Source organism: Streptomyces sp. NPDC057682, assembly GCF_042799575.1.
In the GTDB taxonomy this organism is placed as follows: Bacteria; Actinomycetota; Actinomycetes; order Streptomycetales; family Streptomycetaceae; genus Streptomyces.
Map to the genome: position 1 here is coordinate 300,053 of NZ_JBHVIN010000006.1, position 18,784 is coordinate 318,836.

Consider the following 18,784-nt stretch of genomic DNA (forward strand, 5'->3'; position numbering starts at 1 on the left):
TGTGATCTTCACCCCACCGTCCACCGGCGGAGCCCCCGTGTCGCTTACGGTCGTGCGGGGCGGGACCGCTCCGCCGGGTCCGCCGCGGGGCGGTGCCGGCACCGCGACGAGGAGGAACGCGCGATGGCGGACAAGGCGTTGATCACGGCCATGGGCGGCAAGGAACCGGTGATCGATCCGGACGCCTTCACCGCACCGACCTCGGTCGCCATCGGCGACGTCACCATGGCCGCCGGTTCCAGCCTCTGGTACCAGGCGGTGCTGCGCGCGGACTGCGGCCCCATCGTGATCGGGGCGGACTCCAACATCCAGGACAACTGCAGCGTGCACGTCGACCCCGGTTTCACCGTCACCGTCGGCGAGCGCGTCTCCGTCGGGCACAACGCGGTCCTGCACGGCTGCACCATCGAGGACGACGTCCTGATCGGCATGGGCGCCACCGTGCTCAACGGCGCGCACATCGGCGCGGGTTCGCTGGTCGCGGCGCAGGCCCTCGTCCCGCAGGGGATGACCGTCCCGCCGGGCTCGCTGGTGGCGGGGGTCCCCGCCAAGGTCAAGCGGCAGCTGACCGAGGAGGAGCTGGAGGGCGTCCGGTTCAACGCCGTCGGATACGTCGAGCTGGCCAAGGCGCACCGCGCGGCTCACGAGGGCTGAGCCCCGTCGGGCCGGGGAAGCCGGGGGCCGATTGTCCGGCCCCCGTTCCTCCGTCAGTCGGCGACCGGCAGCACGCCCGGCTCGGGCACCGGTTCGGCCGCGGAGTGGGCGGCCGCCTTCTTGGCCCGGTTCTTGATGATCAGCATCGAGGCGAGGCCGATGAGGACGGCGAGGCCGAGGCCCAGGTACGAGAAGCGCTTGAGCCAGGCCTCGGCGACCACGCCCACGTAGTAGATGACCGCCGTCGTGCCGCCGGCCCAGGCGATACCGCCCAGCACGTTGGCGACGAGGAACTTCCAGTAGGGCATGTGCAGCACACCGGCGAGCGGTCCGGCGAAGATGCGCAGCAGGGCGACGAAGCGTCCGAAGAAGACGGCCCACATGCCCCACTTCTGGAAGGAGCGCTCCGCCAGGGCGATCTGGCTCTCGCCGAAGTGCCGGGGGAACTTGCCGCCGAGCCAGGCCAGCAGGGGCCGGCCGCCCTTGCGCCCGATCGCGTAGCCGATCGAGTCGCCGATCACCGCGCCCGCCGTGGCGCAGGCACCCAGGATCCACGGGTTGATGCCGTCGTGTCCCGAGGCCAGGAGCGCCGCGCTGACCAGCACGATCTCGCCCGGCAGCGGAATGCCGAGGCTCTCCAGTCCGATGACGACGCCCACCAGGAGGTAGACGCTGATCGCGGGGACGGTCTCCAGCCACTCCTGGATGTGCAACGCCGGTTCCTCCGTAGTGATGTCCTGGGCGCCCGCCGGACAACTCCTCGGCGCACGGCGGGAAGCCTACCCGCCGCCCGTCGGCCCCGGACAGCGCGAAGGGCCGCCCCGTGCCCGCGAGGGCACCGGGCGGCCCCGGTGGGGCGGGCCGGGTCAGGAGTTCGGGCGCAGCGTCCAGACCACGGTCATCTCGCCGGTCACCGCTCCGTCCGCGCGGCTTATCTCGATCTTCACCGGGAATTCGGGCCGGGTGCCCGCGTCGAGTTCGGCCACGACCTCGGCGGCGGGGCGGCCCAGTGTGGCGGTCGCCGTGACCTCGCCCATGGCGAGCTTCTTGTAGCCGATCTCGGCGCTGACGGCGAGCGGGACGGCCCGGCCCAGCTGGTCGCCGAACGCGGCGATGACGATGGCGCCGCTCGCCGACTCGGCCAGCGTGAACATGGCGCCGGCGTGCGGCCCTCCGAGGTGGTTGTGGAAGTCGCCCTGGTCGGGCATGCGGATCACCGCGCGTTCGGCGGTGGTCTCCAGGAACTCCAGATTGAGGGTCCGGACCATGGGCACGGTCGCGGCGAGCATCTCGCCGGCAGTCATCTGTTCAGCGCTCATGAGCCAGATGTTACTCACGAGTAGTACGTTTTGGCCATGGCTTCACGGTCGCGTTCCGCGCCCGGCTCCCGTCCTTCACGGACCGCACACGGGGGCGGGCGTAGCACCCCGGCCGACGCCCCTCTATCGTTACTGGCCATGTGGCCAGGACAGCAGCCGCCCGGGGGCGAGCAGAACCCGCAGGACCAGAGTCAGAATCCGTACCAGCAGCCGGGGTACCAGCAGCCGAACCCGTACCAGCAGCCCGGGTACGGCTATCCGCAGCAGGGGCAGCCGGGCCAGCCCGGACAGCCGGGGCAGCCGGGCGGGTACCCGCAGGCGGGGCAGCCGGGCCAGCCCGGTTACGCCCAGCCGAATCCGTACCAGCAGCCGACCGTCCCGCAGTACGCGGTGCCCGGTCCGCCCGGCGCTCCGCAGCCCGGCAACGACAAGAAGAAGACCACCGTCATCGCCATCGTCGCGGCGACCGCGGTCGTCGTGGCCGCGGCGGTCACGGGCGTCGTCGTGCTCGGCAAGGACGACGACAAGGACGGCAAGAACGTGGCGGACCCCTCGAAGTCCTCCGCGCCGGCCAAGCCCTCCGAGTCCGCGTCCCCGTCCGAGGCGAACCCGCGCGGTGACGACGCCGACCCCAAGCCGGTCATCCCCGGCTGGAAGGTCGTGACCAACCCCAAGTGGGGCACGCAGTTCGACGTGCCCGGCGACTGGGAGGTCTCGTCCCCCGGTACGTTCTCGTACTTCGAGGACGACGCGAAGGGCGACGGCTCGCCGCTGATCGGGTTCTCCGCCCCGGCGGACCTCAAGGACAAGTGGTGCGTCGACGACCACGACAAGGACGGGGTCAAGGAGAACTACAGCCTCGCCGGCACCGGTACGCGCGGCGCGGAAGGCGCCACGGACGCCGCCGTGAACGCCCGGAACGAGGCGGGCACCTGGGCCTGGGCGGCGTACGCGCAGCACATGCCCAAGAAGACCATCAAGATCAGCAAGGCCAAGCAGTACACCACCAAGTCGGGTCTGACGGGCAGCCTGGTCACCGCCACCGCCCCGAACGTCACCAAGAAGAAGAAGTGCGACAGCGACGGCAAGACCATCGCGTTCACCTTCAAGAACAGCAACGGCGCGTTCTCGTCCTGGGTGCTGTACGCCGCCGCCGGCGTGCCGGACGAGCTTCCCGAGGACACCATCCAGAAGATCCTCAGCACCGTCCGGCTGGTGAAGATCACCGAGTCCTGACCGGGCGGAACGGACGCCTCGGAGGGAAACACGTTTGGCACGGCGGGGCCGCTGCGGCGATAGTCCCTGAGTGACCGACGCTCCCTCCTCCGCACCCCCGACGGACCGCCCCACCCCGGCGGGCCGCAACTACCGGCTGCTGACCGCCGCCGCGATCATCACGAGCCTGGGTACCCATGGCGCGCTGATCGCGGCGGCGTTCGCGGTTCTGCAGGCGGGCGGTGACGGAGGGGACGTCGGGCTGGTCGCCGCCGCACGGACCGTGCCGCTGGTCCTGTTCCTCCTCATCGGCGGGGCGGTGGCCGACCGGCTGCCGCGCCACCGGGTGATGGTCGCGGCCAACACGCTGAACTGCCTCTCCCAGGCCGTGTTCGCCTGGCTGGTGCTGGCCGGCGATCCGCAGCTGTGGCAGATGATGCTGCTCACCGCGCTGTGCGGCACCGGGCAGGCCTTCTTCAGCCCCGCCGCCGAGGGCATGCTGATGTCCAGCGTGGGCACGGAGTCGGCCGCCCGCGCCTTCGCCCTGTTCCGCATGGCGACCCAGGGCGCGACGATCGGTGGCGCGGCGCTCGGCGGCGCCATGATCGCCGCGATGGACCCCGGCTGGGTGCTGGCCGTGGACGCGGCGGCCTTCGCCGTGGCCGGTGCGCTGCGCGCCTTCCTCGACGTCAGCCACATCCCGGAGCGCGCACCGGGGTCGGGGCTGCTGGCCGATCTGCGCGACGGCTGGCAGGAGTTCGTCGGACGGCCCTGGCTCTGGGCCATCGTGGCGCAGTTCTCCGTGGTCGTCGCGGCCGTCGGGGCGGCCGAGGCGGTGTACGGGCCGCTGGTCGCCCGGGACGAACTGGGCGGCGCCCGCCCCTGGGGCTTCGCGCTCGCCGCCTTCGGCGTCGGCACACTGGCCGGAGGACTGCTGATGACGCGGTGGAGACCGCGCCGGATGCTGCTGGCCGGCACGCTCTGCGTCTTCCCGCTGGCGCTGCCGTCGGCGGGGCTGGCCGTGCCGCTGTCGGTGACGGGGCTGTGCGTGGTCATGTTCGTCAGCGGCACGGCCATCGAGGTCTTCGGCGTCTCGTGGATGACGGCCATGCACCAGGAGATCCCCGAGGAGAAGCTGTCCCGGGTCTCGGCCTACGACTGGTTCGGCTCGGTGGCCATGGTCCCGCTGGCCACCGCCCTCGCCGGTCCGGCCGAGTCCCTGATCGGCCGCAGCCGGGCCCTGTGGGGCTGCGCCGGGCTCATCGTCCTGGTGACCGCGCTGGTGCTGCTCGTGCCCGATGTACGGAACCTGACGCGCAGAACGTCCGCGACCGCGGCCCAGGGCGGGGACGTCCCCGCGTCAGCCGATGCCGAAGGCGCCGTCGGGCGGCTCGGGTGAGGCGACGGCGTCCTCGTCGCCGACCGGCCGGGCGCCCTTGAGGAACGGAGTCAGCGCGTCCCCGTGCGCGACCCTCGCCGGGAACGCGTCGGCCGCGCAGCGCCGGATCAGGGCGTCCGTGTCGACGGGCGCCCGGGACGCCACGAGCACCACGTTGCCGAAGCGCCGGCCGCGCAGCACGGCGGGTTCGGCGATCAGGGCCAGTTCGGGGAAGACGGTCGCGAAGGTGGCCAGCTGCGAGCGCAGGAAGGTGAACGGCGCCGCGTCGGCCAGGTTGGCGGTGTAGATCCCGTCGGGGCGCAGGGCACGGGCGGCGGCCCGCGCGTAGGGCACCGTGGTGAGGTGGGCGGGAACCCGCGAACCGCCGAAGACATCGGCCACGACCACGTCCACCGAGGCGGGCGCGGTCGCCTCCAGCCGGGCGCGGGCGTCCTCGGCGCGCACGGTGATGCCCGCCCCGTCGGGCAGCGGAAGGTGTTCGGTGACCAGGTCGAGCAGGGCTCGGTCCGCCTCGGCGACCTCCTGCCGCGAGCCCGGCCGGGTGGTGGCGGTGTAGCGGGGCAGGGTGAGCGCCCCGCCGCCGAGGTGCAGGACGTCGAGCGGTACGCCGGGCTCCGCCGCGCAGTCCAGCACATGGGCCAGCCGTCGCGCGTACTCGAACTCCAGGTGCTCGGGCGCGTCCAGGTCGACGTACGACTGAGGGGCACCGTCGACCGTGAGCAGCCAGGCGCGCTCCCGGTCCACGTCGGGGAGCAGTCTGGCGGTTCCGTGGTCCACGTCGCGGATCACCGGTATCGACTCGTTCACTCCCCCATTGTGAGGCGTGGAACGTACGGGTCCGGACCGCGTGCCGGCGACCGGACGCGGGTGCCGGGCCCGCCTCCCGTGGATGCGGGAGGCGGGCCCGGTGTGCCCGTGCCGGTCAGAGCACTTCGGTGACCGTACCGGCCCCGACGGTCCGCCCACCCTCGCGGATCGCGAAGCCGAGGCCGGACTCCAGGGGCACGTCCCGGCCCAGTTCGACGGTCATGGTGACCGTCTCACCGGGCCGCGCCACGGCCGCCCCGCCGAGGTCGACGTCACCGACGACGTCCGCGGTGCGGATGTAGAACTGCGGCCGGTACCCGGTGGTGACCGGGGTGGTGCGGCCGCCCTCGCTCCCCGACAGGACGTACACCTGCGCGGTGAAGCGCCGGCTCGGGGTGACGCTGCCGGGCGCCGCGACGACGTGGCCGCGCCGGACGCGGTCGCGCTCGACACCGCGCAGCAGCAGCGCGACGTTGTCGCCGGCCTCGGCGGACTCCATCGGCTTACCGAAGGTCTCCAGGCCGGTGACGACCGTCTCGATGTCCGGGCCTAGCACCGAGACGCGGTCGCCGACGCGCACCGTGCCGCGCTCCACGGCGCCGGTGACGACGGTGCCCCGGCCGGTGATGGTCAGGACGTTCTCCACGGAGAGCAGGAACGGCGCGTCGGTGTAGCGCACCGGCATCGGTACGTACGTGTCGACGGCGTCCAGCAACGCCTCGACCGCGTCGGTCCAGCGCGGGTCGCCCTCCAGCGCCCGCAGGCCCGACACCCGCACGACGGGGACGGCGTCGCCGCCGTAGCCGTGCGCGGTGAGCAGCTCGCGCACCTCCAGCTCGACCAGGTCGGTCAGCTCGGGGTCGCCCGCGTCGGCCTTGTTCAGCGCCACCACGATGTGGTCGACGCCCACTTGGCGGGCGAGCAGCACGTGCTCCGCGGTCTGCGGCATGATCCCGTCGAGCGCCGAGACGACGAGGATCGCCCCGTCGAGCTGGGCGGCGCCGGTGACCATGTTCTTGATGTAGTCGGCGTGGCCGGGCATGTCGACGTGGGCGTAGTGCCGGGTGCCCGTCTCGTACTCGACGTGCGCGATGTTGATGGTGATGCCGCGCTGCGCCTCCTCGGGCGCGCGGTCGATGCGGTCGAAGGGGACGAAGGTGCCGCTGCCGCGGTCGCTGAGGACCTTGGTGATGGCGGCGGTCAGGGTGGTCTTGCCGTGGTCGACGTGGCCCATGGTGCCGATGTTGAGGTGGGGCTTGGTGCGCACGTATGCCGTCTTGGGCATGGTTCATTCCTTGGGTGCGAAGCTGAGTGAGAGGACCCCGGGGCCGGCCGACCCTCCCCACGCGGGGTCCGCCGGACGATCGGGGGAGGGTCAGCTTCGGGCGCCGCCGAGGGGCGCGGCGACAGCGGTGCACGCTGCCGCGACATCTGCTGCGAGGGGGCTCACGGCAGCCTTCGGCGCGTCCGCGACTGCGGACTGCGCTGCGAGGAAGGCGTACCGGAACATGGCTCGATCATCGCGGAGCGGCCGCGGCCCGTCGAATGAATTTCGGCTCCCGCAGGGGAGTTGGAACCTGCGGGACTGGCGTGACAGGGGCGACAGGAGGGGCGCGCCGACGGTCAGAGGTGCTTGGTCGCCTCGCGCACCGACAGCGGTGCCAGCCGGTCGCGGTGGGCGTCGACGAAGTCCCGTACGGCCTCCGGGTCGGTCTTGGCGTACTCCCTCAGACTCCAGCCGATCGCCTTGCGGACGAAGAAGTCGGGGTGGCCGGCCCGGCGCAGGCAGTACGCGAAGAGCCGCCGGGCGTCGGTGGCCTCCTTGAAGCGGAGCTGGTGCAGCAGCGCGGTGCGGACGACCCAGAGGTCACCGTCCTCGATCCACGCGTCCATCGTCCGTGCCTGTTCCGGATCGGCGGCGACGAGGGGGCCCGCGACATGGGCGGCCAGGGCGTCGACCGTGTCCCACCACGGCACCGTGGAGACGAGATGCCGCAGCACCGGCACGAACGCCGACGAGCAGCGTCCGGCATGACGGCGCAGGTAGTCGACGGCGAAGTAGTGGTACTCCCGCTCGGGCAGCGCCCAGCAGCGCAGCGCCACGGCCACGCAGTCCGGCTCGTCGGGGCGCGGCGTGCCCGCGACGACGGTCCGGGACAACGCGCGGCGCTCGGGCATGGGGATGCCGAGGAACGGAGCCACATGTTTCAGGTACGCGGCGCTGGACCGGGCCCGCTCCGGGTCGGCGGCCGCCGGGTAGCACTCGGTCAGCCGGGCCAGCAGGGTGTCCGCGAGCGGGCTCGGGGGCGTCTCGGGTGGTACGGGCACGGCGGCGGAGGGCGGGGCAGCGTGGCCGTGGCCCCCGGCGGTGCCCGTACCGGACGTCGCCCCGTGCGTTTCGGCTCCCTGGTTCATCACGGGCACATTACGGCGATCACACGCGCGTGTCGGTTACTCTCCCCGAATGCTCGACCACGTCCCCGCCACCCGTCCCACCGGTGGCTTCGCCGTGCGCTGCACGCGAGTGCTGCTCTCGCCCTGGTCCCGGTTCTCCCTGCTCGTGGCGGTCCTGGTGGGCGCCGCTGCCACCATGCTGCTCCTCGAACCACAGCGTCTGCTGGTCTCGGGCCCGCCGGCCCGACTGAGCGACGGCGCGGCCGCGGTGGCGCTGTTCGCGCTGGCGTACGGCGTCTGCACGGTGGCCTTCGTGCCCAGGCCGGTGCTCAACATCGCGGCCGGAGCGCTCTTCGGTGCGCAGTCGGGACTGGCGGCCGCGCTGGCGGGCACGGTGCTGGGTGCGGGGATCTCGTTCATGCTCGGCCGGGTCCTGGGCCAGGACGCCCTGCGGACGCTGCTGCGCGGGCGCTGGATGCGGGCGGCGGACGGCCAGCTCAGCCGGCACGGCTTCCGGTCGATGCTCGCGCTGCGCCTCTTCCCCGGGGTTCCGTTCGCGGCGGCCAACTACTGCGCGGCGGTCTCCCGCATGGGCTATCCGCCGTTCCTGATCGCGACCGGTCTCGGTTCGATCCCGAACACCGCCGCGTATGTGATCGCGGGCAGCGAGGCGGCCTCCCCCACCTCGCCCGCCTTCCTCGCCGCGATGGGCTTCATCGTGGTCACGGGCGCGGGCGGCGCCGTGGTGGCGTGGCGGCGGCGCCACCGGCTGGGCGGGGAGTAGCCGGGCGGCGGCCGCATCGGTGCGGCTGCGCGGGGGCAGTCGTCACCGTGTTCATCCGGGGGCGATACGCTGCCCGCGACCGACCGACGATCTCCGGGCCCGGTGCGGCCCTGTCATCGCACGACCGCAATCCGCACGCAGCCGGCGGCACCCCGCCCCGGCCGATGCATGATCTCTCCGGGATGGCCCAAGCCCCATGAGCTGGTTCGAATCGTTCGTCCTCGGCCTCGTTCAAGGACTGACCGAGTTCCTTCCGATCTCCTCCAGCGCGCACCTGCGGCTCACCGCCGCGTTCGCCGGCTGGCACGACCCGGGTGCCGCCTTCACCGCGATCACCCAGATCGGCACGGAGGCCGCGGTCCTCATCTACTTCCGCAAGGACATCGTCCGGATCGTCTCCGCCTGGTTCCGGTCCCTGACGGACCGTTCGATGCGCGGTGACCACGACGCCCAGATGGGCTGGCTCGTCATCGTCGGCTCCATCCCGATCGGTGTCCTCGGCATCACGCTGAAGGACCAGATCGAGGGCCCGTTCCGCGATCTGCGGCTCATCGCGACCACCCTGATCGTGATGGGCATCGTCCTCGGGATCGCGGACCGTCTGGCGGCCCGCGACGAGACCGGCGGCAAGCACCGGGCGATCAAGGAACGCAAGTCCCTCCGGGAACTCGGCGTCAGGGACGGTCTGATCTACGGCTTCTGCCAGGCGATGGCCCTGATCCCCGGCGTCTCCCGCTCCGGCGCCACCATCAGCGGTGGTCTCCTGATGGGCTACACCCGCGAGGCGGCGGCCCGTTACTCCTTCCTCCTCGCCATCCCCGCCGTCCTCGCCTCGGGCGTCTTCGAGCTGAAGGACGCGGGCGAGGGCCATGTCTCCTGGCCGCCGACGATCTTCGCCACCCTCATCGCGTTCGGCGTCGGCTACGCGGTCATCGCGTGGTTCATGAAGTTCATCACCACCAAGAGCTTCATGCCCTTCGTCATCTACCGCATCGCCCTCGGCATCCTGCTCTTCGTCCTGGTCGGCGCGGGGGCCCTGAGCCCGCACGCGGGCGAGTCGGCCGGCTGATCCGTCTCCCCGTCCACCCCGGCGTCCGGCTGTGCCAGGATTCCGGGGTGGATACGACAGACGTCACGCGTGCGATCGCGGCAGCGGTATCGATCGCCTCATCACTCGGGCTGGCGGCCGACGACGCCGTCGTCCTCCACAACTCGAACAAGCTGGCACTGCGCCTGAGGCCGTGCGACGTCTTCGCCCGGGTCGCACCGGAGGGGCAGGAGGTCGCCGAGTTCGAAGTCCGGCTCGCCGGGCGGCTCGTCCGGGCGGGAAGCCCCATGTGCGCCCTGGAACCGCGCGTCGATCCCCGTGTGTACCGGCGCGACGGCTTCGCGGTGACGCTGTGGACCTACCACGAGCCCGTGGCGCCCCGTACCCCGCCGGCGGACTTCGCCGGGGCCCTGGAGCGGTTGCACGCCGGCATGCGTACGGTCGATGTGCCCGGCCCGGGTTTCAGGGACCGGATCACGGAGGCGGAGGCCGTGGTCGCTGACCCGGTGCGTTCACCGGAGCTGGCCGAGGGGGATCGCGCGTTCCTGAGCGGCCGGCTGGGCGAACTGCGGCGAGCGGTCGACGGATTCGGGGCGGCGGAGCAACTGCTCCACGGTGAGCCGCATCCGGGGAACATTCTGAACACGGAGAACGGGCCGCTGTTCATCGACCTGGAGACCTGCTGTCGCGGTCCCGTCGAGTTCGATCTCGCCCATGTCCCGGCGGCGGTGTGCGCGCACTACCCGGGCATCGACCAGGGGCTGCTGGACGTGTGCCGGCAGCTCGTGATCGCGATGGTGGCCGCGTGGCGCTGGGAGGCGGGCGACCAGTTCCCCGACGGGCGGCGGTTCGGGGTGGAGCTTCTGCGCGTGCTGCGCGCGGGTCCGCCGTGGCCGACGCTGGACGCGGTGACGGCGCGCCTGGACGGACCGTAATGCGGGTGCGTGGTCCGTCCTGGGCGGGCGACACTGAGGTGCATGGCCCTGACCCAGCAGTTGGCGCGCGTCCCGCCCGCATACCTCGACCGGTGCCGTGAAACGGCCGCGTCCGCGGCGGACGGGGATCCCGGGTGGGACCCGCCGGCCCAGGACACCGTCGATCTCGGCTGGGCGATCTGGGAACTGCTGGGCTTCTACCGGCGTGTGCGGCCGGATTCGCCGCACATCGGCGTCCTCGACCGCAGCATCAGGGGCGACCGCGACCCCGGGGTCCCCTACCTCGATCATCCCGAGGTCTACGACGGCATCGACGCACCTCCCGCGCTGCTGATGCCGCCGGCGGTGGCCGAGGTCGCTCGCGCGCTCGCCGGAATGGAGATCGACTCCCTGCTCGGACAGCTCCCGGCGTACCGGAGAGCGGGCGGATTCGCGGGGTTCACCTCCGACCCCGCCCCGTATCTGAGCGAGCACTTCGCCACGCTGCGGAGCTTCTACGACGTCGCCGCGTTGAAGGGCATGGCCGTGGTCGTCTGGGTGGACTGACCCTGCGGGGGGTCCCGGGCTTCGGGGGCGTCGGACCGGCCCGTCCTCATTCCTCGGACGTCCACGGCGCCGACCGCAGCTCGGCCGTACTGCGGCGGGTGCGCCGGGGTGACGGGCCCTCGGCGGCGGTGCCGATCGCGAGCATGGAGACGACGACCCAACCGGGGTTCGGGTCGAGTTCCTTGGTGAGGGCTTCCAGGTCGAACGCGCGGAACTGGTGGGAGGCGAGGTCCATGGCCTGGGCCTGGAGGGTGAGATGGGCGACGGCCTGGCCGAGGTCGTAGTCGGCGAACTCGGAGAAGACGAGCGGGGTGGCGTCGACATAGCGACGGGTCAGGGTGACGACGAGGAGGCTCGCGTCGCGCGCCCAGCGGGCGGAGCTCGGGGCGAGATGGGGAAGCAGACGGTCGTGGTCGGGTTCGCCGGGGCGGGCGGTGAAGAAGGCCCACGGCTGGGAGTTCCCGGCGGAGGGGGCCCAGCGGGCGGCTTCCAGGAGCCGGTCCAGGGTACGGTCGTCGACGACGGTCGACGGGTCGAACCGGGAGGGGCTGTAGCGGCCGGCGAGCAGGGGGTGTACGCCCTCGCCGGCCGGGTCCTGAGGTCGGGTCATGCTCGGCTGCAACCGGCAGGCCGGTGTGCGTATTCCGGTCGGGCGGCGGGCCCGGGGGCGGCGTGCGTCACGCGGAGGCGTCGAGTTGTCCGCGTACCCATGCGGGCGGCGGGTTGGTGTGCGGCCGGCCCGCCACGAACACCGTCGGCACCGTCTCGTCGCCGTCGTTGGCGGCCCGGACCTCCGCCGCGCCGGCCGGATCGCTCCAGATGTCGACCCAGTGCATCCGGCGGGCGCTCCGTCCCAGCCGCAGGCGCATGCGGATGCAGTAGGCGCAGCCGGGTCGCCAGAACACGACGGGCCGGCCGTCGGCGGCGCCCCGGCGCAACGCCTCGGCCGCGCCGGTCGAGGCCGGGAAGAAGAGGGGCGAGTGCACCAGGGCGATCACCAGGAACACCACGGCGACGGCCACGCCGCCGGCGGTGCTCCCGTCCGCGAACAGGGCGGCGGCCGGCGCCGCACCGACGAGCAGGTAGAGGACCGGCACACCCCAGACACGTCTCATGGTCACGCAGGCTACCGATGCTTCCGGGCTCCGGTCCCGGCGGGCGTGCCGCACCGGCGCGGGAACGGGCGCCGCGCACCCTCGACCCAATACCGACCACATGGTAAGTATCGTGTCGGCGGGGTGCGCGCCATCGACGAAGGGGTCCGGAGTGGAGAGCATCACCAAGAACAGGCAGTCGCCCGAGACGCTGCGCGCCATGGTCGAGCGGGCGTACGGCGCGGACCGGGCACCGGTCGGGGACGGGTGGTTCGGCGAGCTGGGGCACGGCTGGTTCAACGTCGCGTACCGGATCCGGCTCCGGGACGGGGCCGAGGTGGTGCTGAAGATAGCGCCGCCGCCCTCGGTGGAGGTGATGACCTACGAGCGCGGGGCCATGTCCATCGAACTGCGCACCCTGGACCTGCTGCGAACGCGTACGTCCGTACCGGTCCCCGCCGTGGACTTCGCGGACCGGAGCCGTGAACTGTGCGACGCGGACTACTTCTTCATGCCCTACGTGGATGCCGACAACCTCGGCGTCGTCGGCGACGGCCTGCCCGCCGCCGAGCGCGACGCCTGCATGGAGCAGCTCGGCGCCGTCAACCGGGAGATCAACTCGGTGCGCGGCGAGGGCTTCGGACCGCTGGCCGGACCCCCCGCCGCGTCCTGGCGGGAGGCGTTCACGGGCATGGTCGAGGACGTGCTGCGCGACGGCGAGCGCCGCGGCGTGGACATCGGGCGGTCCTACGACGAGGTCCGCTCCGTCCTGGCGGCGCACGCCGACAGCCTCGACGAGGTGAGCGAGCCCCGGCTCGTGGAGTGGGACCTGTGGGCCGGGAACGTGATGGTCCGGGACGGGAGGATCGTCTCCGTCATCGACCACGAACGCGCCTTCTACGGCGACCCGTTGATCGAGTCCGGGTTCACGGGGACGCAGATGTCCGCGTTCGGGGACCCGACGCCCTTCATGCGCGGATACGGCCACGGCCCGCTGACGGCCACCGAACAGGTGCGCCGCCGCCTGTACTGCGTCCATCTGCTGCTCGTCATGGTCATCGAGACGGTGTACCGGGGCCACACCACGAGCGAGCAGTACGACTGGGCGCGGGCCCGTCTCGACGAGGCGATGGCGCTGTTCGAGCCCGTGCGGCCGTAACGGCCACGCGCACGCCCGCCCACTCCGGCCCCACCGCCCGCCTCGGCTCCGAGCCGGTGGGACCGTTGCTCCGGCGGGCCTGCGCGCAGACCACCGCCGCGGTCGGGGTGTACGGCGTGTACGCGCTGACCAACGCCTGGTTCGTCGGCCACGGCGTGGGCGACACGGCGATGGCGGCCGCGAACCTGGCCGCCACGCTCCTGCTCGGCGCGGGGAGCCGCCGGCCACGCCCTACGCCTCCCCCTCTCCCCCGGCTCCGAACTGTTCGGCGCGCAGGGCCAGGTCCTGGAGGACGTCGGCCGACGTCACGTCCGTGCGGCCCGCGTCGTGCACCTGGGCCAGCGTCGCGAACGCCAGCGTGAACGCGCCGACGAGCTGCTCCACCGCTCCGCCGACCTCGCGGCCGACGAGGACGACCACGTCCTCGATGGTCGCCGTCTCGGGGATGGCGATCCGGGGCATCGTCTCGTTGAGGAGGGCGGTGACGACGGTCGAATCGGCGGCGCGCTCCTCGCGGCCGGGGTCCTCCTCCATGAGGCGGCGCATCTCGCCCGCCTCGGTGAGGATGCCGACCACGCGCTTCAGGACTTCGCTCTGCTCCATTCCGTGAGCATAGGTCCCGGTATGCCCGCCACCACGGACGATCGGCCTCCGGCCCGCCGTGCCCGGTCCTGCGACGGAACCCGTCGGGCCGTAGCGTACGGAAGGGGGCATTCGCCACCGTCGGGGGACGCACCACGGGTTCAGCGGACCCGGCAGGATTCAGGAGGCACCATGACCAGCACCGAGCGTCCCGTGATCGCCGCGGTCGACGGCTCGACGCACAGCCGCGACGCCCTGGACTGGGCGGCCCGCGAGGCTGACCGGCGGGGGCTGCCCCTGCAGATCGTCCATGTGCGGCTGCTGACCCGCCGCACGGACCAGGAGGCGCAGCAGCGCGAGGCCGACGAGCTGCTGGCGCGGTCCGTGCGCCAGGTGGGCGAGACCGTTCCGGGGCTGCGGCCCACCACGCTGGCGCCGCTGGACTTCCCGTCGGCCGCGCTGGTCTCGCTGAGCCGCGACGCCTCGCTCGTGGTGGTCGGCTCGCGCGGGCTCGGCGGTTTCCGTTCGCTGATGCTGGGGTCCAACAGCCTCGCGACGGCGTCGATGGCGAAGTGCCCCGTGGTCGTGGTGCACGGCGGGCAGCCGGACGACGGGGCGGCGGAGTCCGCTCCGGAGGTCTTTCCGGACATCGTCGCCGGGGTCGCGGCGGACGAGAGCAGCGAGGGGGTGCTGGAGTTCGCCTTCGAGACGGCGGCGGCCCGGCCGGGTGCGCGGCTGCGCATCGTGCACGGCTGGACGATGTTCTCCTCGATGCTGTCGGGCGGGCCGGTCTTCGACCGGGATGCGGCGGCGGACGCGGCGGAGCGGTCCCTCGCGGAGCTGACGGCGGGCTGGCGCGAGAAGTATCCGCAGGTGGAGGTCATGAAGGAGCCGGTGAACGGATCGGCTTCGCGCACCCTGGTGACGGCGTCGGCGACGGCGGCGCTGACGGTGATCGGCCGGCGCAAGGGCGGTGAGTCCCTGGGCCTCGGCCTCTCCCCGGTCGCCCAGACGACGCTGACGCACGCGCTGGGTCCGGTGGCCGTCGTCCCGTGCTGAGGCCCCGGCGCCCGCGGGCACGGCCGGTGCCTTCCGGCCACGGCCCGGCCGGTGCCCCGGCCGGGCCGTCGTCGCGGCCGGGACGGTTCCCCGCGCACGCCTCTTGGCCCCCGCGGCCCACGGCCCCACACTGAGCCGATGACGCAGCGTGTGGACCTCTCGACCGTGATGGACCGTCTCGCCATCGACGCGGTGGTCACCGGCTACGCGGTGGCCGTGGACGACGGGGCCTGGACGGACTACGTGGGCCTGTTCACCGCCGCGGGCCGCGCGGACTACCGTTCGGCGGGCGGCACCGAGGGCCCGGCCGCCGAGGTCGCGCGCTGGCTCGCGGAGACCATGCGGCTCTTCCCCGTGCGGCAGCACCTGATCGTCAACCGGCGGCTGGACCTCCAGGATCTGGGCGGCTATCCGGGGGACCGGGCCCGGGTGCAGGCCGACTACCTGAACCCGATGCGGCTCGTCGGCGGGCGGGCCGGGGACGACGGAGGGCGGGCGGTGGACGCGCCGACCGCGCCGAACTTCGTGGCCGGCGGACGGTACGTCTTCGAACTCGTCCGCACCGGCGAGGGCTGGCGGATCGAAGGGGTGACGGTCCACGAGAAGTGGCGGAGCCTGTCCGGAGATCTCTCCGGCGGCTGACCGGCCGGTCCGCGCCGGGCCGTCTCCGCTGCCCCACACTGGGGGAAGATCCGCGTGAACGGGTTCCGGACGATGTCTGCCCCCGGGCAGGACGAGGAGGCGCGGCATGCCGAGCGGAACCGGGGCACAACGGGGGTTCGTCCCGCTTCTCGGCTCACCCGTGGGCCGGGGGGCCCTCGCGGTCCTCGCCGGGGCGCTGCCCGCCCTGGCCTTCCCGGCGCCGGGCCTGTGGTGGTTCGCGTACGTGGCTCTGGTGCCGTTGCTGCTGCTGGTCCGGTCGGCCCGTACGGGGCGCCGCGCGGCGCTCGACGGCTGGCTCGGCGGGACGGGCTACATGCTGGCGGTGCACCACTGGCTGATGCCGAGCCTCCATGTGTTCATCGTGGTACTGGCCGCCCTGCTCGGGCTGTTGTGGGCGCCGTGGGGGCTGCTGGCCCGGCGGATGCTCCGTGGGCCGCTGTCGGCGGCTTCCGCCGCGGCGGCGGTGGTCGTGGTGCCGTGCGGCTGGCTGATGACCGAGACGGTGCGGTCCTGGGAGGGGCTCGGCGGGCCGTGGGGGCTGCTCGGGGCGAGCCAGTGGCAGGTCGCGCCGGCGTTGCGGCTGGCGTCCGTCGGCGGGGTGTGGCTGGTGACGCTGTGGGTGGTCGCGGTGAACACGGCGCTCGTCCTGCTGGTGGCGGCGCCGGCGCCGGCCCGCAGGGCGGCGCTCGGCTCCCTGGTGGTGGCCGCCTCGGCCGTGGGCGCGGTGGCCGCGTGGGCGCCCCGGCCCGAACCGTCGGGCACGGCCGCGGTCGCCGTCGTCCAGCCGGGGATCGTCGACGGCCCCGGGAGTGTGGAGCGCCGGTTCGCGCGCAGCGAGGCGCTGACGCGTTCGCTCGCGGGGCAGAACGTCGATCTGGTGGTGTGGGGCGAAAGCAGTGTCGGCGTCGACCTGGCACGCCACCCGGAGGTCACGGCACGGATCGCGGCGCTGTCGCGGCAGGTCGGCGCGGACGTCCTCGTGAACGTGGACGCCCGGCAGACCGACGCCTCGGGCCGTACCGGCATCTTCAAGAGCGCGGTGCTCGTGGGACCCCGGGGCCTGACCGGCGACCGCTACGACAAAATGCGGCTGGTGCCGTTCGGCGAGTACGTCCCGGCGCGTTCGGCGCTCGGCTGGGCCACGTCGATGGGCAGGGCGGCGGGCGAGGACCGGTTGCGCGGGACGGGCCCGGTGACCATGGCGCTGCCGGACGCCGGGGGACTGCGCATCGGCCCGCTGGTCTGCTTCGAGTCCGCGTTCCCCGACATGAGCCGGCGGCTGGCCCGGGACGGTGCGCGGATCCTCGTCGCCCAGTCGTCCACCTCGTCCTTCCAGCACAGCTGGGCGCCCCTCCAGCACGCCTCGCTCGCCGCCCTGCGCGCCGCCGAGAACGGCCGGCCGGCGGTGCACGCCACCCTCACGGGCGTCAGCGCGGTCTACGGCCCGCGCGGCGAGGAGATCGGCACCCGCCTCGGCACGGGCACCAGCGGGACCGGCGTCTACGCGGTGCCGCTCGCACGCGGCACGACGCTGTACGCGCGGCTGGGCGACTGGCCGCTGTACGGGGCGCTGGGCGTGCTGCTCGTGCTCTGCGCCGCCGAAGGAGTGCGGTACGCGCGACGGCGCGGCGGACCGGGGGCGGCCGCTCCGGGTCCGGTGCCGGCCCCGGAGCACTCCGGTGACGCCCGCGCGGAGGCCCCCGCCGAGACCGGTCCCTGACCGCACGGGCCGGACGCACGGACCGGCGGGCGCCGGAGGACCTGCCCGGAGTCAGCGGGATTCCGGGCCGTTCACCGTGACGATGTCGCCCAGGGCGTCGACCGTCAGCGCGACCCGTTCGACCCGGTGCGTGAGGCTCAGGACGAGCCAGACCGGAGCCCAGAGGAAGCAAGTGAGCATCGCGAGAACGGCGTGCAGGGGGTGCTGCACCGGGTGGCCCCGGACCATGACGGCCTGGGTCTCGGAGCGGGACTCCACCCGCCAGCCGGCCGCGACGCGCTGACTGACGGCCCAGTCGAGGATCAGGGCGCGCCGGAGGGCGTCGGGTGGCCGGCCGTCCGCCGAGTAGTAGCCCGGCGGTGGCTGGAGGGCACCCCAGCCCGGTGGCTCGCGGTGGCGTCTCACCAGGTCACCTCCTGGGGGCGGCGGTCGTTCCCCCCAGCGTGCCCGGGGCCCCCGTGTCACGCATCCGGAGCAGTGCCCGGCCGCGCGGGCGGCGTCAGGCGCAGTCGAGGTCGCGCAGGACGCGCTCGCACAGCTCGTGCGTGGCGAGGGCGTCCCGGGCGCTGAGCAGCGTGCCGGCCCGGACGGCGTCCAGGAACGACAGGACGCTCTGCTCGATGCCGCGCTGCCGGGCCACCGGCACCCAGTCACCGCGCCGCCGCAGGCTGGGCTGACCCTTGTGGTCGATGACCTCGGCGAGGTTCAGCACCTCGCGCTTGGAGTCCTGGCCGGACACCTCAAGCCGCTCCTCGGTGGAGCCGCTGAGCCGGTTCATCGCGCCGATTGCCGTGAAGCCGTCCCCGGACAACTGGAGCACCACGTGGTGCATCAGGCCGTCGCGGATCCGGGCCCGGACGACGGTGTGCTCGACGGGGCCGGGCGCCAGGAAGCGCAGGGTGTCGACGACGTGGATGAAGTCGTCGAGGACCATCGTCCTCGGTACCTCGGGCAGCCCGACCCGGTTCTTCTGCATGAGGATCAGTTCGCGGGGGTGCTCCGCGCACTGGGCGTAGCCGGGCGCCACCCGGCGGTTGAAGCCGACGGCCAGCGAGACACCGCGTGCCTCCGCGAGCTCCACCAGCCGTTCGGAGTCCGCGAGTTCGTACGCGAGCGGCTTGTCGACGTACGTGGGAACGCCCGCGTCGAGCAGCCGGGCGGTGATCTCGGGGTGGACGGCGGTCGGGGCGTGCACGAACGCCGCGTCCAGCCCCTGGGCGAGGAGCGCGTCGAGGTCGGTATGGCACTGGGCGGGCGGGATGCGGTGGGCGGCGGCGACCGCGGCCAGCGTGGCGGGGGTGCGGGTCTGGAGGTGCAGCTCGGTCCCCGGCAGGGTGGTGAGGACCGGCAGGTACGCCTTCTGCGCGATGTCCCCGAGCCCGATGCAGCCGACCTTCACAGGGTGT

Annotated in this window: 21 protein-coding genes; 11 read left to right on the forward strand and 10 right to left on the reverse strand. The window is 73.2% G+C overall.

Features of this window, described 5'->3' with window-relative positions:
• Positions 1-123: 123 nt before the first annotated feature.
• Positions 124-654, forward strand: a complete 531-nt coding sequence (locus ACFVDM_RS13420) for a gamma carbonic anhydrase family protein (RefSeq protein WP_383637531.1) — start codon at positions 124-126, stop codon at positions 652-654.
• A gap of 53 nt (positions 655-707) precedes the next feature.
• On the opposite strand, the gene ACFVDM_RS13425 is transcribed toward ACFVDM_RS13420, so the two are convergent.
• Entirely contained in the window at positions 708-1,367 is a 660-nt protein-coding gene (locus ACFVDM_RS13425) for a DedA family protein (protein WP_383637534.1), read from the reverse strand.
• A 153-nt stretch (positions 1,368-1,520) separates the two neighbouring features.
• The gene (locus ACFVDM_RS13430) at positions 1,521-1,958 is read right to left on the reverse strand and encodes a DUF4442 domain-containing protein (protein ID WP_383638028.1); all 438 of its coding nucleotides are present in this window, start codon (positions 1,956-1,958) and stop codon (positions 1,521-1,523) included.
• Positions 1,959-2,111: 153 nt separating this feature from the next.
• Here ACFVDM_RS13430 and ACFVDM_RS13435 point away from each other — a divergent pair, with 153 nt between their 5' ends.
• Positions 2,112-3,209, forward strand: coding sequence for a hypothetical protein (locus ACFVDM_RS13435; protein WP_383637537.1), 1,098 nt, complete (start codon positions 2,112-2,114; stop codon positions 3,207-3,209).
• Positions 3,210-3,279: 70 nt separating this feature from the next.
• Positions 3,280-4,587, forward strand: coding sequence for an MFS transporter (locus ACFVDM_RS13440; protein ID WP_383637540.1), 1,308 nt, complete (start codon positions 3,280-3,282; stop codon positions 4,585-4,587).
• Here the strand turns inward: ACFVDM_RS13440 and ACFVDM_RS13445 are convergent.
• The 3 genes from ACFVDM_RS13445 to ACFVDM_RS13455 all read right to left on the reverse strand — a co-directional run bounded on the left by ACFVDM_RS13445 (position 4,549) and on the right by ACFVDM_RS13455 (position 7,809).
• Entirely contained in the window at positions 4,549-5,394 is an 846-nt protein-coding gene (locus ACFVDM_RS13445) for a spermidine synthase (RefSeq protein ID WP_383637543.1), read from the reverse strand. The two genes, ACFVDM_RS13440 and ACFVDM_RS13445, sit on opposite strands and share 39 nt — an antisense overlap.
• 115 nt (positions 5,395-5,509) lie before the next feature.
• Positions 5,510-6,679 (reverse strand): elongation factor Tu, encoded by a 1,170-nt coding sequence (gene tuf, locus ACFVDM_RS13450; protein WP_383637546.1) that lies wholly within the window; start codon positions 6,677-6,679, stop codon positions 5,510-5,512.
• Between the two features lie 338 nt (positions 6,680-7,017).
• Positions 7,018-7,809, reverse strand: a complete 792-nt coding sequence (locus ACFVDM_RS13455; RefSeq protein WP_383637549.1) for a DNA alkylation repair protein — start codon at positions 7,807-7,809, stop codon at positions 7,018-7,020.
• 49 nt (positions 7,810-7,858) lie between these two features.
• Between ACFVDM_RS13455 and ACFVDM_RS13460 the strand changes: the two genes are divergently transcribed.
• The 4 genes from ACFVDM_RS13460 to ACFVDM_RS13475 all read left to right on the forward strand — a co-directional run bounded on the left by ACFVDM_RS13460 (position 7,859) and on the right by ACFVDM_RS13475 (position 11,101).
• Complete coding sequence (locus tag ACFVDM_RS13460) at positions 7,859-8,572, forward strand: TVP38/TMEM64 family protein (protein WP_383637552.1); 714 nt, start codon at positions 7,859-7,861, stop codon at positions 8,570-8,572.
• 196 nt (positions 8,573-8,768) lie between these two features.
• On the forward strand, positions 8,769-9,641 hold the full coding sequence (locus ACFVDM_RS13465) for an undecaprenyl-diphosphate phosphatase (protein WP_383637555.1): 873 nt from the start codon (positions 8,769-8,771) through the stop codon (positions 9,639-9,641).
• Between the two features lie 47 nt (positions 9,642-9,688).
• Positions 9,689-10,555 (forward strand): phosphotransferase family protein, encoded by an 867-nt coding sequence (locus ACFVDM_RS13470; RefSeq protein WP_383637558.1) that lies wholly within the window; start codon positions 9,689-9,691, stop codon positions 10,553-10,555.
• Between the two features lie 42 nt (positions 10,556-10,597).
• Positions 10,598-11,101 (forward strand): DUF1877 domain-containing protein, encoded by a 504-nt coding sequence (locus tag ACFVDM_RS13475; RefSeq protein WP_383637561.1) that lies wholly within the window; start codon positions 10,598-10,600, stop codon positions 11,099-11,101.
• 46 nt (positions 11,102-11,147) lie between these two features.
• On the opposite strand, the gene ACFVDM_RS13480 is transcribed toward ACFVDM_RS13475, so the two are convergent.
• Positions 11,148-11,711, reverse strand: coding sequence for a nitroreductase family protein (locus tag ACFVDM_RS13480; protein ID WP_383637564.1), 564 nt, complete (start codon positions 11,709-11,711; stop codon positions 11,148-11,150).
• Positions 11,712-11,778: 67 nt separating this feature from the next.
• Complete coding sequence (locus tag ACFVDM_RS13485; protein ID WP_383637567.1) at positions 11,779-12,216, reverse strand: glutaredoxin domain-containing protein; 438 nt, start codon at positions 12,214-12,216, stop codon at positions 11,779-11,781.
• Between the two features lie 151 nt (positions 12,217-12,367).
• On the opposite strand from ACFVDM_RS13485, the gene ACFVDM_RS13490 reads away from it, so the two are divergent.
• The gene (locus ACFVDM_RS13490; RefSeq protein ID WP_383637570.1) at positions 12,368-13,354 is read left to right on the forward strand and encodes a phosphotransferase family protein; all 987 of its coding nucleotides are present in this window, start codon (positions 12,368-12,370) and stop codon (positions 13,352-13,354) included.
• A 231-nt stretch (positions 13,355-13,585) separates the two neighbouring features.
• Here the strand turns inward: ACFVDM_RS13490 and ACFVDM_RS13495 are convergent, their stop codons facing one another.
• Entirely contained in the window at positions 13,586-13,957 is a 372-nt protein-coding gene (locus ACFVDM_RS13495) for a hypothetical protein (protein WP_383637573.1), read from the reverse strand.
• 171 nt (positions 13,958-14,128) lie between these two features.
• Between ACFVDM_RS13495 and ACFVDM_RS13500 the strand changes: the two genes are divergently transcribed.
• From ACFVDM_RS13500 to lnt, 3 genes are all read left to right on the forward strand, one after another.
• The gene (locus ACFVDM_RS13500) at positions 14,129-14,995 is read left to right on the forward strand and encodes a universal stress protein (RefSeq protein WP_383637576.1); all 867 of its coding nucleotides are present in this window, start codon (positions 14,129-14,131) and stop codon (positions 14,993-14,995) included.
• Positions 14,996-15,133: 138 nt separating this feature from the next.
• A complete protein-coding gene (locus ACFVDM_RS13505; RefSeq protein WP_383637579.1) occupies positions 15,134-15,637 on the forward strand; it encodes a nuclear transport factor 2 family protein in 504 nt (167 codons plus the stop codon).
• Positions 15,638-15,743: 106 nt separating this feature from the next.
• Entirely contained in the window at positions 15,744-17,378 is a 1,635-nt protein-coding gene (gene lnt, locus ACFVDM_RS13510; RefSeq protein ID WP_383637582.1) for an apolipoprotein N-acyltransferase, read from the forward strand.
• Positions 17,379-17,429: 51 nt separating this feature from the next.
• Here lnt and ACFVDM_RS13515 read toward each other — a convergent pair whose 3' ends face one another.
• Positions 17,430-17,783, reverse strand: coding sequence for a hypothetical protein (locus ACFVDM_RS13515; RefSeq protein WP_383637585.1), 354 nt, complete (start codon positions 17,781-17,783; stop codon positions 17,430-17,432).
• 94 nt (positions 17,784-17,877) lie between these two features.
• Positions 17,878-18,777: a Gfo/Idh/MocA family protein gene (locus ACFVDM_RS13520; protein WP_383637588.1), complete on the reverse strand. Its 900-nt coding sequence runs from the start codon at positions 18,775-18,777 to the stop codon at positions 17,878-17,880.
• Positions 18,778-18,784 lie beyond the last annotated feature (7 nt).

Bases quoted from the DNA above. Each gene is read 5' to 3' on its own strand.
- ACFVDM_RS13435 (WP_383637537.1), top strand. From the start codon at position 2,112: ATGTGGCCAGGACAGCAGCCGCCCGGGGGCGAGCAGAACCCGCAGGAC.
- tuf (WP_383637546.1), bottom strand. From the start codon at position 6,679: ATGCCCAAGACGGCATACGTGCGCACCAAGCCCCACCTCAACATCGGC.
- ACFVDM_RS13455 (WP_383637549.1), bottom strand. From the start codon at position 7,809: ATGAACCAGGGAGCCGAAACGCACGGGGCGACGTCCGGTACGGGCACC.
- ACFVDM_RS13475 (WP_383637561.1), top strand. From the start codon at position 10,598: ATGGCCCTGACCCAGCAGTTGGCGCGCGTCCCGCCCGCATACCTCGAC.
- ACFVDM_RS13495 (WP_383637573.1), bottom strand. From the start codon at position 13,957: ATGGAGCAGAGCGAAGTCCTGAAGCGCGTGGTCGGCATCCTCACCGAG.
- ACFVDM_RS13420 (WP_383637531.1), top strand. From the start codon at position 124: ATGGCGGACAAGGCGTTGATCACGGCCATGGGCGGCAAGGAACCGGTG.
- ACFVDM_RS13500 (WP_383637576.1), top strand. From the start codon at position 14,129: ATGACCAGCACCGAGCGTCCCGTGATCGCCGCGGTCGACGGCTCGACG.
- ACFVDM_RS13480 (WP_383637564.1), bottom strand. From the start codon at position 11,711: ATGACCCGACCTCAGGACCCGGCCGGCGAGGGCGTACACCCCCTGCTC.
- lnt (WP_383637582.1), top strand. From the start codon at position 15,744: ATGCCGAGCGGAACCGGGGCACAACGGGGGTTCGTCCCGCTTCTCGGC.
- ACFVDM_RS13460 (WP_383637552.1), top strand. From the start codon at position 7,859: ATGCTCGACCACGTCCCCGCCACCCGTCCCACCGGTGGCTTCGCCGTG.
- ACFVDM_RS13465 (WP_383637555.1), top strand. From the start codon at position 8,769: ATGAGCTGGTTCGAATCGTTCGTCCTCGGCCTCGTTCAAGGACTGACC.
- ACFVDM_RS13430 (WP_383638028.1), bottom strand. From the start codon at position 1,958: ATGACTGCCGGCGAGATGCTCGCCGCGACCGTGCCCATGGTCCGGACC.
- ACFVDM_RS13485 (WP_383637567.1), bottom strand. From the start codon at position 12,216: ATGAGACGTGTCTGGGGTGTGCCGGTCCTCTACCTGCTCGTCGGTGCG.
- ACFVDM_RS13505 (WP_383637579.1), top strand. From the start codon at position 15,134: ATGACGCAGCGTGTGGACCTCTCGACCGTGATGGACCGTCTCGCCATC.